Source organism: Ruegeria sp. AP12 (genome assembly GCF_056540025.1).
Genome location: NZ_JBQFVZ010000004.1, coordinates 289,292 through 305,402 on the forward strand (window position 1 = coordinate 289,292; position 16,111 = coordinate 305,402).

Sequence of the window (16,111 nt, forward strand, 5' to 3'; positions counted from 1 at the left end):
GCTTACTCATAGAAACGATAATCGATTTCGATCTGTCGGCTCAGCCCGGCGAGATCGTTCTGGAATTCCTGAATGTACTCATGCAGGCCAAACTCGAAGATATCTGCGATGGCGCGATCCAGATATTTGTCGTACAGCGCATTGGACGCCTCGCAGGATGGACCGGCGAAGCCATAGTCCTTCTTCAGATATGACAGGTTTTCCTGAATCTTGCGGCAACAGAAATGCAGGCTGCGCGGCATGCGCTGGTCCAGTATGAGGAATTGCGCAATGTCCGAAGGCGAGGTTTTTTGGCCATGCGTCATCCGATAGCCCCCGCCAGCCCCTACGGATCGCAGGATGCTTTCCCATTGGATATTGTCCAGCGACGATCCCACCGAGAATGCCGTTGGCAACAGCACATAATATTTGACGTCCAGAATGCGCCCGGTGTTATCGGCGCGTTCGATGAAGGTGCCGATGCGGGTGAAGTCGAACATGTCGTTGCGCAGCATGGTGCCAAGTATGGCGCCGCGCACAAGCGCCGATTGATGGCGGATCAGTTCCAGCAGGCCGGGCAAGTCGCGTTCGTTCACCTTGCGCCGAAGGGCCCCGTCCAGTTGCATCCATGTGGCGTTCACCGCGCTCCAGACATCATGGGTCAGCGCCGTGCGCACCAGTTTTGCATTCTCGCGTGCCTGTTTGACAACGGACCAGACCGATGACGGGTTATCCCCATCGCGCAGCACCCAGTCGACCGCATTGTCGCGGGTGACGTCGTCATATTTCTCCTGATAGGTGCCCAGAACGCCCGCTGTGCGCAGGACCGAACTCCATTCCTCGACCGAGTTCTGGGTGCGGGTCAGCGCCATGCGTTGACCGGTTTCCAGCAATCTGGCCGTGCTTTCCGCGCGTTCCAAGTAGCGGGACATCCAGAACAATCCACCTGCAGTTTTTCCCAGCATGGCTTAGTCCTCCAGCACCCAGGTGTCTTTGGTCCCGCCACCCTGGCTGGAATTCACCACCAGCGATCCCTTTTTCAGTGCAACCCGCGTCAACCCGCCGGGCGTGATCTTGATCCCGTCGGGCGAGACCAGCACGAAGGGGCGCAAGTCCACATGGCGGGGGGCCAGCCCCGAGCGGGCAAAGATCGGAACCGTGGACAGCGACAGCGTAGGTTGCGCGATATAGTTGGCCGGGCGCGCCTTTAGCTTTGCTTTGAAGGCTGCGATCTCTTTCTTGCTGGCGGTCGGGCCGATCAGCATCCCGTAGCCGCCCGAACCGTGAACCTCTTTCACCACCAGATCGGACAGGTTGTCGAGGACGTAGGACAGGGATTTCGGATCGGCGCAGCGCCAGGTCGGGACGTTTTGCAGGATCGGCTTTTCGCCGGTGTAGAACTCGACGATTTCGGGCATGTAGGAATATATCGCCTTGTCGTCCGAGATGCCCGTGCCCGGCGCATTGGCGATGGTGATGCCGCCTGCGCGGTAGACGTCCAGAATGCCCGGAACGCCAAGTGCGCTGTCGGGATTGAAATTCAGCGGGTCCAGAAAATCGTCATCGACCCGGCGATAGAGCACATCGATGGGCCGATATCCGCGCGTGGTGCGCATACAGACGCGCCCATCGACCACGCGCAGATCGTGGCCTTCGACCAGTTCCACCGCCATCTGATCGGCCAGGAACGCATGCTCGTAATAGGCCGAGTTATAGATGCCGGGCGTCAGAACAGCCACGCTCGGCTCACCTTCGGCACAATCGGGCGCGCAGGCGGCAAGCGACCGCCGCAGATTGCGCGGATAGTCCGAGACGTTGCGCACATTGTTGGCGCTGAACAGTTCCGGGAACATCTTCAGCATCGTCTCGCGGTTTTCCAGCATATAGCTGACGCCCGAGGGCGTGCGCGCATTGTCTTCCAGCACGTAAAACTCATCCGGCCCGGTGCGGACCAGATCGATGCCGACGATATGAGTGTAGATCTTGCCCGGAGGGGCGACACCGATCATCTGGGGCAGGAACGCCTCGTTCGCGGCAATCATCTCGGGCGGTAGGCGACCGGCGCGGACAATTTCCTGCCGGTGATAGATGTCGTAAAGAAAGGCGTTGATCGCGCGTACGCGTTGTTCGATCCCGCGTTCCAGCCGTTGCCATTCGCGGCCCGAGATGATGCGGGGGATGATGTCGAAGGGGATCAGTCTTTCTTCCGCTTCGGCCTTGCCGTAGACGTTGAAAGTGATGCCTGTCAGGCGAAAGACCTCTTCGGCTTCGCGCTGTTTTGCCCGTAATCTGGCGACATCTTCGTGATTAAGCCAGCGACCGATTTCTTCGTAAGGACCGCGCAGAGATCCGTCGCCATTGTACATTTCGTCAAAGAATTCTCCCATGCAGGAAGTTTGACGAACATATCCGAGTTTGCAAGGGGAACGGCCGAAATGGCCCCGAAACGGTTGTATTGCTGACTATTTATAGGGCTTTCAGCGCGCAGCCGCAGGAAAATGGGGTGGGGCACAGGCCCCACCCCGGATCGGTCAGGCACCGATGATGTTGTGGCCCGGCCCATAGGGGAAGCCGGTGATGTTCTCGGCCCCGTCTTCGCCCACGACCAGAATATCATGCTCGCGATAGCCACCCGCGCCGGGCTGGCCTTCGGGGATCCACAGCATCGGTTCGATCGAGACGACCATGCCGGGCTCCAGAACGGTGTCGATATCTTCGCGCAGTTCCAGACCGGCCTCGCGCCCGTAATAGTGGCTGAGGATCCCGAACGAGTGGCCATAGCCGAACGAGCGATACTGCAGCAGGCCCTCATCCGCGAAGAGCCGGTTGATCTCGGCGGTGATGCCCGAGCAGGTCGCGCCGGGTTTGATCAGGCTGAGGCCCAGTTCATGCGCGGCCACGTTGGCCTTCCACAGGCGCAGGCTGTCGGCGTCCGGCTCGCCCAGGAATAGGGTGCGTTCCAGCGCGGTGTAATAGCCCGAGATCATTGGGAAGGTGTTCAGCGACAGGATATCGCCCTTTTGCAGCGCCCGTTTGGTGACCGGGTTATGGGCACCATCCGTGTTCAGCCCGGACTGGAACCAGACCCATGTGTCGCGAATTTCGGAGTCGGGATAGGCCCGCGCGATTTCCTCTTCCATCGCGTCGCGGCCGGCCATGGCGATCTCGATCTCGGTCGCGCCTTCGCGGATGGCCGCGTGGATGGCGGCGCCGCCGACATCAGCGGTGCGCGCGCCGCCTTTGATCAGCTCGATCTCTTCCGCGGATTTCACCATGCGGGCGAACATTGTGTCGGGTGCGATATCGACCAGTTCGGGCGTGTCCAGCATCCGCAGCGCGGTGTCGCGCGCGGCCAGGGTCATGTGGTCGCCTTCGATCCCGATCCGTTTCGCGCCGCCGATCAGGCTGGCCACGGCGCGCCAGTAATTGTCACGCTTCCAGTCGGTGTAGATCACATTCTCGTCAACCGAGCGTCGCCAGGGCTGGCCCGCATCGATATTGGCCGAAACGGTGGTGCAGGCGTCCTGCGTGACAACGCAGCCATAGGGGCGGCCGAACGAGCAATACAGAAAGCCCGAGTAATAGGCGATGTTCTGCATCGAGGTCAGCAGCACCGCCGGGATATCGCGCTTGGCCATGATGGCGCGCAGGGCGCTCAGGCGGCGGCTGTATTCGGCTTTGCTAAAGGGCAGGGGGGCCTTGTCACCATTGTGGCAAGTGAAGAATTCGGGGCGTTGAGCTATATCGTTCATCCTTGGTCTCTCATCTTTGCCGGGTATGCAAAGCCCGGCCACTTGTCCCGGCGTTCAGGACAGGCGGTCTCGGGTTCCGAGAGCCGTTCGCCCCAGTGCGTCCGCGACGCCATCGCGGCTGGGGTGAACAGGTGAATCGTTAGATCAGCTTTGTCCCTGCGTCAAGCGGGCGAGAGACCCCGCAAACGCTCGGACCTGCGGCGCAGCAGTTCAACCGTGGTCAGCAGAGCAATCGACAACACCACAAGGATCGTGGCGACCGCCAGAATGGTCGGGCTGATCTGCTCGCGCAGGCCGGTGAACATCTGCCAGGGCAGCGTCTTTTGGCTGGCCGAGCCGACGAACAGCACCACCACAACCTCGTCAAACGAGGTGATGAAGGCAAACAGGCCGCCCGAGATCACGCCCGGCAGGATCAGCGGCATCTGGATCTTGAAGAAGGTCCGCACCGGGCCTGCACCCATATTGGCCGCCGCCCGCGTCAGCGACCGGTCAAAGCCCACCAGCGTCGCGGTCACGGTGATGATGACGAAGGGGATGCCCAGAACGGCGTGCGCTAGGATCACTTTTACGTAACCCACGAAGTTCTTGTTCATACCCAGCGTCCCTTCGAGGAAGTTCCCGATGTCGCTGTAGAAAAAGAACATGCCGGTGGCCGAGATGATCAGGGGCACGATCATCGGCGAAATCAGGATCCCCATGATCGCCCGCCGTCCCGGCACGTGGGACTGGCTGAGCCCGATGGCGGCCAGTGTTCCCAGCGAGACCGAGATGACCGTCGCAATCGGCGCGATGATCAGCGAGTTCTTGAAGCTGCGCTGCCATTCATTGTTGGTGAAGAAGTCGCGATAGTGTTTCAGCGAATAACCTTCCGGGTCCAGCCGCAGCATCTCGGGCGTGAAGGTAAAGAAGTCCTGTGCGTTGAACGACAGGGGCAGAACCACAAGGATCGGCGTGATCAGGAACACAAAGATCGCGCCGCAGATCACCCGGAACAGGTAGTGATAGAATACCTGTTTCGGCGTCAGATAGGGCAGCAGTTTTTGCCGATAACGCCCCTCGTACAGCCAGTAGGTAAACCAGGCAAAGAACCAGCCGCCCAGCAGGCCCAGAACGCCGCCCATCGGACCGGCGACCAGAAAGCCAACAATGCCGAAACCCAGGATGTTGACCCAGCGGGCCAGCTTCTCGTTCTTGAGCAGGTTGATATAGACCCAGGCCAGCCCGGCAATCAGCACAGCGCCGCCCAGAAGGCCCAGAAGGATCGATCCGTTGCCTGCGCCGACAAAGATACCGGCGAAGGCCCCTGCCAGCGCGACGCTGGGCAGGACCATGGACATGGGTTTGCGGGAAATCGGAGTCAGTGCGGCCATTTTGATTATCCCAGCTTCACGTTATCGATGCCGACGATCTTGTCGTAGACCCAGTAGAGTAACAGCACGACGCCCAGAAGGATCGTCCCCAGTGCCGCGGCCAGCCCCCAGTTCAGCGAGGACGAGATGTGATAGGCGATCCGGTTCGAGATAAAGACGCCCTTGGTGCCGCCCACGATCTCGGGCGTGATGTAGTAACCGATGGACAGAATGAACACGAGGATCGATCCCGCGCCGATACCCGGAATGGATTGCGGGAAGTAGATGCGCCAGAACGTGGTCCAGTTGGTGGCCCCCATCGATTTCGCCGCGCGGGTGTAAGAGGGCGGGATGGTTTGCATCACCGAATACATCGGCAGGATCATGAAGGGCAGCAGGATATGCGTCATCGCAATGATCGTACCGATCTGGTTGTTGATGATCACAAGCCGCGCGTCATCCGCCACCAGCCCAAGCCAGACAAGGGTTTCGTTGATCACCCCCTGTTGTTGCAGCATTACTTTCCACGCCGAAGTTCGCACCAGCAACGAGGTCCAGAAAGGCAACAGGACAAGGATCATCAGCAGGTTCGACACCCGCATCGGCAAGGTCGCCAACAGGTAACTGACCGGATAGGCCAGCAGAATACAGGCCCCCGTAATCACCAGTGACATGAACAGCGTGCGCCCGAACAGCTTGATCAGAATCTGTTTGTCTTCGGGCTGGGCCTGCGCGCCTTCGGGCGTGCGGCGCATGTCGACCGCGTTCAGGAAATAACCGTTGGTAACAGCAGGCGAGTGGGTTTTGATCACGGCCCAGGTCTTTGGGTCCCCCCAGCCATCGTGCACGTCGATCAGTTTTTCCTTGAACGGACCATCCGTTTCCGGATCCATTTTGTTGATTTGCCGCCCGGATCTGCGGAACATCGAAGACATGCCGGTTTCTTCGTAGTTCAGACGCGAGCCCAGACGGGTGTGCTGTTTGTTGTCGATGGCGACAAGCATATCGCGCACAAAGGCATCATAGACGGCCTCGTCGGGCAACTCGCCCGAGGTGTCGTCCCAATCCTTGAGGGCTTCGACGGTCAGAGGCAGCGTGTCCGCAACAATGCTGTTTTCGACCGAGCGGAACAGCATTGAGGCAATGGGAATGATGAACGAGAACATCACGAACAGCAGCAAAGGGGCAATCAGCAGCAAAGCCCGCATTTTCTGTCGCCGCAAAGAACGGGCCAGCGACTGTTTCAGCGGCGTCCCATCTGCCGCCAGCATTGGCCCTGCATTATCGCTTGCGTCCGTCATCGTTATTCCCTGTTTTGTCTTGGTCTGGGGGCGGCGCACCGCCCCCGACAATCCTATGTCGTCAGGTCCGGCTTATTGTGCCAGCCACGCCTGGAATTTGGCGTCGATGTCGTCGCGGTAGTCCGCCCAGAACTCGTAGTTATACAGGAACGTGTTCTTTGCGTTTTCCGGATCGGTCGGCATGTGCGGTGCCATGTCGATGCCCAGATCGGCATGCTGACCCACCAGCGGAGCCGACGAGGCACGGGCCGGACCGTACGAGATCCACTTGGCCTGATCCGCCAGACGCTGAGTGTCGGTGGCGAACATGATGTAGTCCAGCGCCTGCTTCTGACGCTCTTCGCTCAGACCAGCCGGGATGATCCATCCGTCCAGATCGAACACCTGCGCGTCCCACAGCATGGCGACGGGCTGGTTCTGCTCTTCGATCACGCTGAACAGACGACCGTTATAGGTCGAGCCCATGATGACCTCGCCATCCGCCAGCAGCTGCGGCGTGTCAGCACCGGCAGACCACCAGACAACGCTGTCCTTGATGGTGTCCAGCTTGGCCAGTGCCTGATCCTGACCTTCCGGGGTTGCCAGAACGTCATAGACATCGTCCTTCGCAACGCCATCGCAGATCAGGGCCCATTCCATGTTGTTGATCGGGCGCTTCTCCAGCGAGCGTTTGCCTGGATAGGCTTCCAGATCAAATACGGCGCAGACATCGGTAGGCGGTGTGTCACCAACCAGATCGGTGCGGTAGCCGAATGTGGTCGAATACACGATCTGCGGGATAAAGCAGTCGCTGACCAGCAGGTCGCCAAAGTCTTCGGACGCGGGCGTGCCATCGGGGGCAGGGGCCAGCATGGTGTCAGGGTCGATTTCCATCGCCAGACCTTCGTCGCACAGACGGATCGCATCGGCGGCAACAACATCGACCACATCCCATGTAATGTTGCCCGCTTCGTTCATCGCGCGCAGTTTGGCAACCGCTTCGGCCGAGCTGTCATCGTTCAGAATGGTGACGCCGGTCTTTTCCGAATAGGGCTCGTGATACGCCTTAAGCTGCGATTTGGAATATGCGCCGCCCCAGGAAACGATCGTCATTTCCTGCGCGGACACGCCGCCCGCGGCGATTGCAACGGCGGCAGTAGTCAGAAGGGTTTTGGTTGCTTTCATGTGTAACTCCCAGTTCATCCCGTTTATGTATGTGGTCAGCTGATGCACGGGTCTTCATCAGCCGGTCCCTCTCGTATAGATCCGCTTGTTTTGCGCGGCTTGGTCTATGCGTCGAGCGCACGACAATCCTGTGCCAGCCACCCGATCTCGATCTCCTGACCGGCCTGCAGGCGAATGGCGTCGGGGGCGTTCCGTGTTTTGACGATAAAATCGTCGTTTCCGGCAACCGACATGCGGAAGCGGAAGACATCGCCCATATAGATGAATTCCTTGACCGTCGCTTTCAGCGTATGCGCGTCGGCATGCAGACGGTCCTTGTTGAATTCGACCCGCTCGGGCCGGATCGAGACCTTGGTCCGTTCGCCCGGATTGTGCACGTTGATCGGCACCGCATCGATTTCCGAGCCGTCGTCCAGCTGGATCAGGCAGGTGTCGCCGTCGATTGACTTGACCACGCCTTCCAGCGTGTTGTTCTCGCCAATGAACTGCGCAACAAAGCTGTTTTCCGGCTCTTCATACAGTTGATCCGGCGGTGCAAGCTGTTGAATGCGGCCATCGTCAAACACCGCGACACGGTCTGACATGGTCAGCGCTTCGGTCTGGTCGTGGGTCACGTAGACGGTGGTAATTCCCAGCTCATGCGCAAGGCGGGTGATCTCGAACTGCATATGCTCGCGCAGCTGCTTGTCCAACGCACCCAGCGGTTCGTCCATCAGAACCAGTTCGGGCTCGAACACCAGCGCGCGCGCCAGAGCGATCCGCTGTTGCTGACCACCGGACAGTTGCGCCGGACGACGTCCGCCAAAGGCACCCATCTGAACCATGTCCAGCGCACGTTTGACCTTGGCCTCACGTTCGGATTTGCCCAGCTTGCGCACTTCCAGTGGGAACGAGAGGTTCTCGGCCACGGTCATGTGCGGGAACAGCGCGTAGTTCTGGAACACCATGCCAATTCCGCGCTTGTGCGGTGGAATGTTGTTGATGGGTTTGCCGTCCAGCAAAATCTCGCCATGGGTGGCAGTTTCGAACCCGGCCAACATCATAAGGCATGTGGTCTTGCCAGAGCCCGACGGCCCGAGCATGGTCAGAAATTCGCCTTTTGGCAGTGCCAGATTGAGGTCTTTAACGACGAGGATTTCGCCATCATAAGACTTTTGAACGCGTTGAAATTCGACAAACGCGGCGTCGTTCATTGCTTCGGTCACAAGACCCCCTGTTTCGTCAAATGATTATCCGGCTTTTTCGGATTTCATTGATCTGTCCGCATGAATTAAGACCAAGCCGAATACGTTTTGCAACAAGGAATGTCGTTTTTTGTTCCCGGGGTCTCGAATTGACAATTCAATTGACGGAATTCAGGCGCCGCATGTGCCACGCAAGGCTTTGATTGCTTGATAATACAGGCTTTCCAAGCCGCGCCCGTATTTCCGGCAGTGCTGACAAAGTTTTGAGGTTGGTACAGCTTAAGAAAACAGCATCCACCTGTGGATCAGACCCCAATTCAACGGCTGCCGAGACAACCGAATCATTGGAAATCCGCACAACCTTTGCTTCTTCTGATTCGCCGAATGTGCCAAAAACATCGGTCGAGATTCCGTTTTCAGCAAATGCGCGCCGCAGCGGGATGTTCACTTCCTCAATATAAGGCGACAGAAGCGCGAATTTCGAAACGCCGTGATTCGCGGCGCAGGCCACGGCGGCGCGCAACGGGTTTGTCACTTCGGCCGTGTTGCAGGTCTTCTTGACCATTTGGGCAACACGATCTGATCCAATCACCGAACTGGCCGAGGTGCAGCCATAACCGACAACTTTGTATGGCCGCGCCTTGGGCAATAAATCGGCAGCGGCGGGCAGGGCGTTTTCCATCTCGGCCAGCGTGCCGGTCGTCACTTGGATTCCGCTGGGAATGCGGGTGACGTAGAACGGATATTTCCGGTCCGAAAAATAGTCGCTGAACTCGGGTTCAAGCGTTTCGTCGGTTTGCAGCACGATCAGGCCCATCGGCGTGGCAGCCGGATCGTCAGCGTCCAGAGTATAGGGGATACGTGTCATAGCTGGGCCACCTCCGGCCCTTTTCGGGGGCTGATGAAACGCGGTGCATCTTCGGTGATCACGATGTTTTCCTCGTGCACCAGTATCTTGTCCGCCACGGCGATGCCGGGCTCTAGCGTCAGAACCATTCCGGGTTCCAGCACCGTATGATCCGTCGGGATGAGTGAGGGCCATTCGGTCAGCGACATGCCCAGCCCGTGACCCAACCGCCCGGCGTCGGTCCCTTCGCTATCTGCGGTCAGAATGGTGTTCATGGCATGGAACAGATCCGATGCCGTGGCACCGGGTCGGGCGATCTGAAACGCCGCGTCCGAGGCTTCGATCAGCCGCGCATGGGCCGCACGGACAGCGGGCGTTGCCGGTCCGACTGACCAGTTGCGGTCGAAATCCGAGAAATACCCGTCCCAAACCAGCCCGGTGTCCAGCATCAGCACATCGTCCTTGGCCAGCGGGGTGGGACTGGCTGGCGAGATCACATCGCTATATCCGCCTTGCTCTGCGCCCCCGGCAAGGTAGGGAACCCAATCCGCGCCTTCCTCCAGACAGAGCATCTGGAACTTGCGAAACACCTCATCCAGCGCCACGCCTTCCCGCGCGATTTCCGGGACTCGGGCAAAGGCGCGCCCGGCGATTCCGCAAGCGGTTTCGAGCTTGGTGATTTCCGCCGCAGATTTGACCATGCGCAACTGGCGCAGGATGCCGTGATCGCCTGACAGGCTGCGCGGAGTGATGGCCTGACGCACCCGCTCCAGATCGGCCAGCGGCATTCTGGCGTGGGTCTCATGCCCATCCGGCAGGCCTATGACACCGTCCGAAGGGGCCAGTTCGGCCAGCGCGTCCACCAGAAGCGAGACGCCATCATCCTGCAAATCCGGTGAGGACCACGTTCGGATATCGTCGATCCAGCTCTGTGCCATCAGGGCCGCGCCGATCGAAGGGATCACCGCAACCGGTTTGCCGCTGGCAGGTACAATCAGAAACCAGGGCCGGGTCGGGCTTTCCCAGAACCGGGTCAGGAAGCCGGTGAAATACCGCACATCCGTTTCCGTGGTCAAAAGCAGCGCCGACAGGCCCGCCTGATCCATCAGTCGTTGAGCACGCTCGGTTCGGGCCTGAAATTCGGTCGGGTCAAACCCCCTCATTCCGCGACCTCGGACAGGATGCAGAGAACGCGCGCGTTTTCGTCGATGCCCGTTGCGGCCCGAGCCTCGGCGCTCATCACGGCAGCAACCCCGGCCCCGCCCGAGGCCGTTGTTGCCAGCCCCGCATCCGCCATCGCATCCAGATGTCTCGTCACTTCGTCATCGCTGAGGGTCAGGAACTGATCCGCATCGCGGGCCAGCCCGTTCAGCGCAATCAGCGAGGGTTCCTTGCAGTCCAGCCGCCCCATGACGCTGTCCGGGCCATCGGCGAAAACGCATTCGCCTGCTGAAATGCTGGCCTGAAGGGCGGGCGCATCCTCGGGCTCGACCACGATGATCTTCGGCGCGTTTCCCCACACGGTACGCGCATACGCCGCGACCGCCCCGGCCAGCCCGCCGACGCCAGCTTGCAGCAGGATATGAGTCGGGGGCTCGGGGCATTGCTCCACTGCTTCGGCGGCCATCTGCAAATAGCCCTCCATCAACGTGTGAGGCAGGTCAAAATACCCCTCCCACGAACTGTCGGACAGCAGGATCCAGCCGTTGTCGCGGGCAGCCGTGCTTGCGCCGTCCATGCTGGCGGCATAGTCCGTGCCTTCACGCACAACCTGCGCATTCTGCGCGCGCAGGCGGTCGGCAAAGGTTTCGGGCACCTTGTCGGCAATGTAAACGACAGCCTTCGCGCCGAACATTCTGGCTCCGGCTGCGACACTCATCCCGTGATTGCCTGCACTGGCGGTCACGTAAGTACGCCCCTGCAATGTTGTCGCGTCCGGCTTGCCTTTTTCTTCGGCAGCATGCCGGGCTATCACATAAGCCGCACCAAGCGCCTTGAACGATCCCAGGTTCATCCGCCCGCGTTCATCCTTGACCCACAGACGCGCGACCGGCGCCAGACCTGAAACCTCGACCAATGGCGTTTCCCTGGCTGCCGGGCACTGCGCTAGCAGGTCGGCCACGCGCGCCGCATCTGTCGATGGATAAGGGGCGGATGGTGCCAGTTTCTGACCCCGCCGATGCGGGTTGTTGACAGTGTGCATGGGACCTCCGACGTTTCGTTTCGTTTCGTTTCGTTTCGTTTCGTTTCGTTGCGTTGCGTTGCGTTGACCTGAGCCATTTGGTGCGGTTGTGTCAACGCAAACTGTTTCATAACCCGAGGTGGCGATGACTCATTCCGACCCTGCGTTCACTCAAGACGAATATAACCGCCGCCTGGCCAAGACCCGCACCGCGATGGCGGCGAAAGGTCTGGATTGTCTGTTCGTTCAGGACCCGTCCAACATGGCCTGGCTGACAGGGTATGAGGGGTGGTCCTTCTATGTGCATCAGGGGGTGCTGGTCTTCCTCGATGCAGATCCGCTCTGGTGGGGGCGGCAGCAAGACAGCAACGGCGCACTGCGGACGGTGTGGATGGGGGATGATCGCATTCTGGGATATGCCGATCACTTTGTGCAATCCACAACCCGTCATCCGATGCAGGATCTGGCGCAGGTCATCGACCGGTTCGGTCATGGCAAAAGCCGTATCGGTGTCGAGATGGACAATTACTACTACTCGGCCAAGGCCCATCAGACGTTAGAGGCCGAACTGCCCAACGCGCGTTTTGTGGATTCCACCGCCTTGGTCAACTGGCAGCGGGCGGTTAAATCCGGCGAAGAAATCGCCCTGATGCGCAAGGCGGCGCGGATTTCCGAGCATATTGTCGATGGTGTGCTGGACAGGGTCGAACCGGGCCTGCGCAAGAACGAACTGGTCGCGCAGATCTATCACGACGCGATCACCGGAGTTGGTGAGGATTGGGGCGATTACGCTGCGATTGTGCCGCTGTTGCCGTCCGGATCGGATGCAGCTGCGCCGCATCTGACCTGGAACGGTGACGTGTTCAAATCTGGTGAATGCACGTTCTTTGAACTGTCAGGGTGTTACCGGCGCTACCACGCCCCATTCTGCCGCTCGGTCTTTCTGGGCGAGCCGCCGGAGCAGATGAAACGGGCCGAAGCGGCGCTGGTCGAAGGGTTGGAGGCCGGGCTGGACGCGGCGCGCGCCGGCAACCGGGCGCGGGATATTGCAGCCGCTCTGGCAGCCCCTCTGGAACGCGCCGGGATCGAACGCGGCGCGCGGTGCGGCTATCCGATTGGCCTGAGTTACCCGCCGGATTGGGGCGAGCGGACAATTTCTCTGAGGGATGAAGACGAGACCATCCTGGAACCCGGAATGACCTTCCACTTCATGCCGGGTCTGTGGATGCAGGATTGGGGTCTGGAGATCACCGAATCCATTCTGATCCGCGAGTCCGGCCCGGCAGAATGTTTTTGCAACCGCCCCCGGAAACTGTTCGTAAAGCCCTGACGTCTTTGCTCGCATCTTGCTGAGCCTCAGCATGAGACAGAAAGGACACCAGCTGACACCTCGGGACGAGCCAAAATCACCAGCCTTGCGGTATCCGAAATCGGCAAGGTGCTGTTTCAGAATGGCATCTCGGCCCGTCTCGATCCGACCGGGTGCGGCAACCCCAATTCCAACCTAGTTTGGCTGCGGATCAAGCCCCGAGGGTACTTCATCGGGAACCCAGTGGCGCAGGGTGTTCGTGGCCGGATCCGTCAACGCGTTCAGAAAGGCCACCAGATGCGCAACGTCGCGATCTGTTAGATCGGGGCGCGGCTCGAGCTGGTTCGCGGCGGCGATGCGCGCTTTCAGGTTGGGGGTTTCAAGAACCCAGCCATCGCGGGTATCGAAAGCGCCCCGGCGGTCGGGTTCGACTGCGGTGAAACTCAAGGCCGACCCACGCGCCGAAAGCCGTTGGACATGCTTCAGTTCAGGCAAGACATCGGGTTTTAGGCCATAGCGGTTCAGGCTGCCGACCGGGTCAAGGTGGTGACGGATGACGTCTTCAAGCGTGTCATACGCGCCGCTATGCCCCCACGGACCTGTAATCGCGACGTTTCGCAAAGACGGGGTGCGAAACGCAAACAGATCTTCGCTGCGTTTGCTGACCCGGTATCGGCCTTCATCCTCGGTTCGGGCAAAGAACCCGGTCTCGCGCCAGTATTCCAGATCCGCCCCGTGGCCCTTGCCGGGCCCAATCTGCGGCATGGCGATGGCGTGAAAACCATGATCGGTCAAAAGCGGCCCGCTATGGCAGCCGGAACAGCCCGCCTTGCCGAAAAACAGCTGCAGACCTGCCTGCGCATCGCGGGACAGATGCGACATATCCCCTGTCCGCAATACCAGATCAAACGGGCTGTTGTCGGATCGAAAAACTACGGTCTGAAAGGCTGCAAGTGCTTCGGCAATATGCGCGTAGGTAATGTCTGACGGCTGCCTGATCTCGTGAAAGGCGGCATCAAAAAGGGCCACATATGCGGGAATTTCGGAAACCGTCTTGGCAAGCAGCGCCCAGACTGTCGCTCTGTCCTCGGTTGCTGCGGCATCGGCGACTGGGTTCTCGCCATACTGACCGGCCATTTCCAGCGGAGATGTCACCGGGAAAAACGCCTGAGCCGCCAGAATGCTGCTCAGATCAGGCGGAAGGGCTGATCCGGCCGGGTTTCGAATGGTTGCGCCCATCGCCTCGACCCGCCCATCGTGAAACATGCTTGTGTAGGCCCGTGCCCCGATGTTCCAAAGCGTCTGAGCGTTGCGCGGAATGCGCCCGTTGACGGCATCATGCGTGACGCGATGCGCCCCGGCCCCGGTACCGCCTTCGCCAATGCCCAAGGCCAAACCATCCCCCGAACCCAGGCTGGGGTCATGGCAGGTGCCACAGGATATGTTCTGGTTTCCGGACAGGATCGGGTCGAAAAACAGGTTGCGGCCCAACTCGACCAACGTGTCCGAGGGTGCACCGTCATACAGGAAATCCGTGTCCTCCAGCGGATCGGGCAAGGGCAACCAATGCTCGGCCCAGGAAACCTGCGGCAGGGCGAAGGTCGAAAGCATGACGCCCAAAAAGGGCGTCACAATCAAAGATCTCAAACTGGTGCGCATTGTTTTCAACTCCTGAAATGGCTGGGGCAAGCACTGGGCGGGTGCAGACCCGGTCAAACGGCGGGTCAGGGCAGGTTGCGGATCAGCAAAACGACGTCGCCGGTGTAGTAGGGCTGGCAAGGGTGGTTCCGCACAGGCGCCTGCGCGACCGGTTCAAAGCCAAGCCTGCGATACAGCCGCAGCGCGCCGGTATTTTGGCCATAGACCTGAATGCTCAGCTTTTGGTACCCGGCCCGGAGCGCGGTGTTCTCGACCTCGGCCAGCAGCGCGCTTCCGATGCCCCGGTTTCGGGCCGAGGCGTAGACGGCCAGCGCGTTGATAAACCAGGTTCCGGTCGACAGCGCCTCAAGCTCGACGAAGGGTTTGATCGGATCCGGAAGGTCCGCGATGTTTCCTTCGTGCACCGTTTCAATCGGATAGGTCAGCGCCATGCCCAACACGTGGTTCTGGTCCTGGGCAAGAATGGCGTTGGTATAGGAAAAGCCGCCGCTGGTGCGTTGCGCCCGCGCCATGCCGACGTCCAGCACGGTTTGTCCGGGGGCCACTGACTTTGCCCACAGCCATGAGGGGATACCCTCGCCTGCAATGTCGATCAGCTTGGCAAGGTCCCTTGCGTCGTTTCTGAACGCAGGTCGAATTTCAGGGAGTGTTGTGTCTTTCATAACGTCCACGCGTGAGTTGGATGATTTTGCGCAAGGCACCATGCCCGGTCGGATACCGGGCATGGCGCAGTTAAGGGCGATCAGGAATTGGCGTCGGTCGCGAACTCGATCGGGCCAACGGGCACGCCCGAGTCCCATTCCAGAAAGTCACCGTCATCGACCTTGTAGGAGGCATGATCCTTCTCGGCGGTTTCAAACTTGAAAGTCGCGTTGATGGCCATGAATTCGTTGAAGCCCAGGGTGGTCTGAACCAGCCCGCCCTCAATCCCGACAAATTCGCCTGTCGATCCGGTGACCGGGCGCAGGTTTTCCTTGCCGATATCAGCGATTTCGGGGCCTTGCGTGATCACTGTGTCCCCGTCGTTGAATTCAAAAACCTGCCGGCTGATGACCCAGACACCCGAGGTCGCGTTGCCGCCTTCGCCGACAAAGTACCCATCACAGGTCCAGGTTCCCAGAACCAGTCCGGGAAAGGCCGGGCTGCCATCCTGATTGACGCCCTTGGTCTGATCGCTGAGCGTGCCGGCGGGGTAGATGTAACCCTGGCTTACGAATGCGTTGCCATGGGCTGGCATCCCGTTTTCGTGCACAGGGTCCGCCGCCATGAAGATCCGCGTGTGATCTTCGGCCACATCGAACGCCATCAGCGGCTCTTGCGCATTGGCCATTCCGGTGGACGCCAGAATTGCGAGCATTGAGAGAATTGATTTGGACATTGAA

14 protein-coding genes are annotated in these 16,111 nt (G+C 59.9%); 1 reads left to right on the plus strand and 13 read right to left on the minus strand.

Annotated features, from left to right (window positions below; translation table 11 throughout):
* Positions 1–2: 2 nt before the first annotated feature.
* From ACR0E6_RS13985 to ACR0E6_RS14030, 10 genes are all read right to left on the minus strand, one after another.
* Positions 3–944 carry an alpha-E domain-containing protein gene (locus tag ACR0E6_RS13985; RefSeq protein ID WP_480584405.1) on the minus strand — a complete coding sequence of 314 codons (942 nt, stop codon included), beginning with the start codon at positions 942–944 and terminating at the stop codon, positions 3–5.
* A 3-nt stretch (positions 945–947) separates the two neighbouring features.
* Positions 948–2,366, minus strand: coding sequence for a circularly permuted type 2 ATP-grasp protein (locus ACR0E6_RS13990; protein WP_480584407.1), 1,419 nt, complete (start codon positions 2,364–2,366; stop codon positions 948–950).
* A 144-nt stretch (positions 2,367–2,510) separates the two neighbouring features.
* Positions 2,511–3,731: an aminopeptidase P family protein gene (locus ACR0E6_RS13995; protein WP_480584409.1), complete on the minus strand. Its 1,221-nt coding sequence runs from the start codon at positions 3,729–3,731 to the stop codon at positions 2,511–2,513.
* 161 nt (positions 3,732–3,892) lie between these two features.
* Positions 3,893–5,104, minus strand: coding sequence for an ABC transporter permease (locus tag ACR0E6_RS14000; RefSeq protein ID WP_170630803.1), 1,212 nt, complete (start codon positions 5,102–5,104; stop codon positions 3,893–3,895).
* 5 nt (positions 5,105–5,109) lie between these two features.
* Positions 5,110–6,384 carry an ABC transporter permease gene (locus tag ACR0E6_RS14005; RefSeq protein ID WP_170622431.1) on the minus strand — a complete coding sequence of 425 codons (1,275 nt, stop codon included), beginning with the start codon at positions 6,382–6,384 and terminating at the stop codon, positions 5,110–5,112.
* 72 nt (positions 6,385–6,456) lie between these two features.
* Positions 6,457–7,548, minus strand: a complete 1,092-nt coding sequence (locus ACR0E6_RS14010; RefSeq protein WP_170622430.1) for an extracellular solute-binding protein — start codon at positions 7,546–7,548, stop codon at positions 6,457–6,459.
* A gap of 104 nt (positions 7,549–7,652) precedes the next feature.
* Positions 7,653–8,741, minus strand: a complete 1,089-nt coding sequence (locus ACR0E6_RS14015) for an ABC transporter ATP-binding protein (protein ID WP_480584500.1) — start codon at positions 8,739–8,741, stop codon at positions 7,653–7,655.
* Between the two features lie 148 nt (positions 8,742–8,889).
* Positions 8,890–9,600, minus strand: coding sequence for a maleate cis-trans isomerase family protein (locus ACR0E6_RS14020; RefSeq protein ID WP_480584411.1), 711 nt, complete (start codon positions 9,598–9,600; stop codon positions 8,890–8,892).
* A complete protein-coding gene (locus ACR0E6_RS14025) occupies positions 9,597–10,742 on the minus strand; it encodes a M24 family metallopeptidase (protein WP_480584413.1) in 1,146 nt (381 codons plus the stop codon). The genes ACR0E6_RS14020 and ACR0E6_RS14025 overlap by 4 nt, the downstream gene beginning before the upstream one ends.
* Entirely contained in the window at positions 10,739–11,782 is a 1,044-nt protein-coding gene (locus tag ACR0E6_RS14030) for a pyridoxal-phosphate dependent enzyme (protein ID WP_480584415.1), read from the minus strand. Before ACR0E6_RS14030 ends, ACR0E6_RS14025 begins: the two co-directional genes overlap by 4 nt.
* Positions 11,783–11,906: 124 nt before the next feature.
* Here ACR0E6_RS14030 and ACR0E6_RS14035 point away from each other — a divergent pair, with 124 nt between their 5' ends.
* Positions 11,907–13,091 (plus strand): M24 family metallopeptidase, encoded by a 1,185-nt coding sequence (locus ACR0E6_RS14035; protein ID WP_480584417.1) that lies wholly within the window; start codon positions 11,907–11,909, stop codon positions 13,089–13,091.
* Between the two features lie 174 nt (positions 13,092–13,265).
* Here ACR0E6_RS14035 and ACR0E6_RS14040 read toward each other — a convergent pair whose 3' ends face one another.
* From ACR0E6_RS14040 to ACR0E6_RS14050, 3 genes are all read right to left on the minus strand, one after another.
* On the minus strand, positions 13,266–14,729 hold the full coding sequence (locus ACR0E6_RS14040; RefSeq protein WP_480584419.1) for a cytochrome-c peroxidase: 1,464 nt from the start codon (positions 14,727–14,729) through the stop codon (positions 13,266–13,268).
* Between the two features lie 65 nt (positions 14,730–14,794).
* Positions 14,795–15,391, minus strand: coding sequence for a GNAT family N-acetyltransferase (locus ACR0E6_RS14045; protein WP_480584421.1), 597 nt, complete (start codon positions 15,389–15,391; stop codon positions 14,795–14,797).
* Positions 15,392–15,471: 80 nt separating this feature from the next.
* Entirely contained in the window at positions 15,472–16,107 is a 636-nt protein-coding gene (locus ACR0E6_RS14050) for a hypothetical protein (RefSeq protein WP_480584423.1), read from the minus strand.
* Positions 16,108–16,111: the final 4 nt, after the last annotated feature.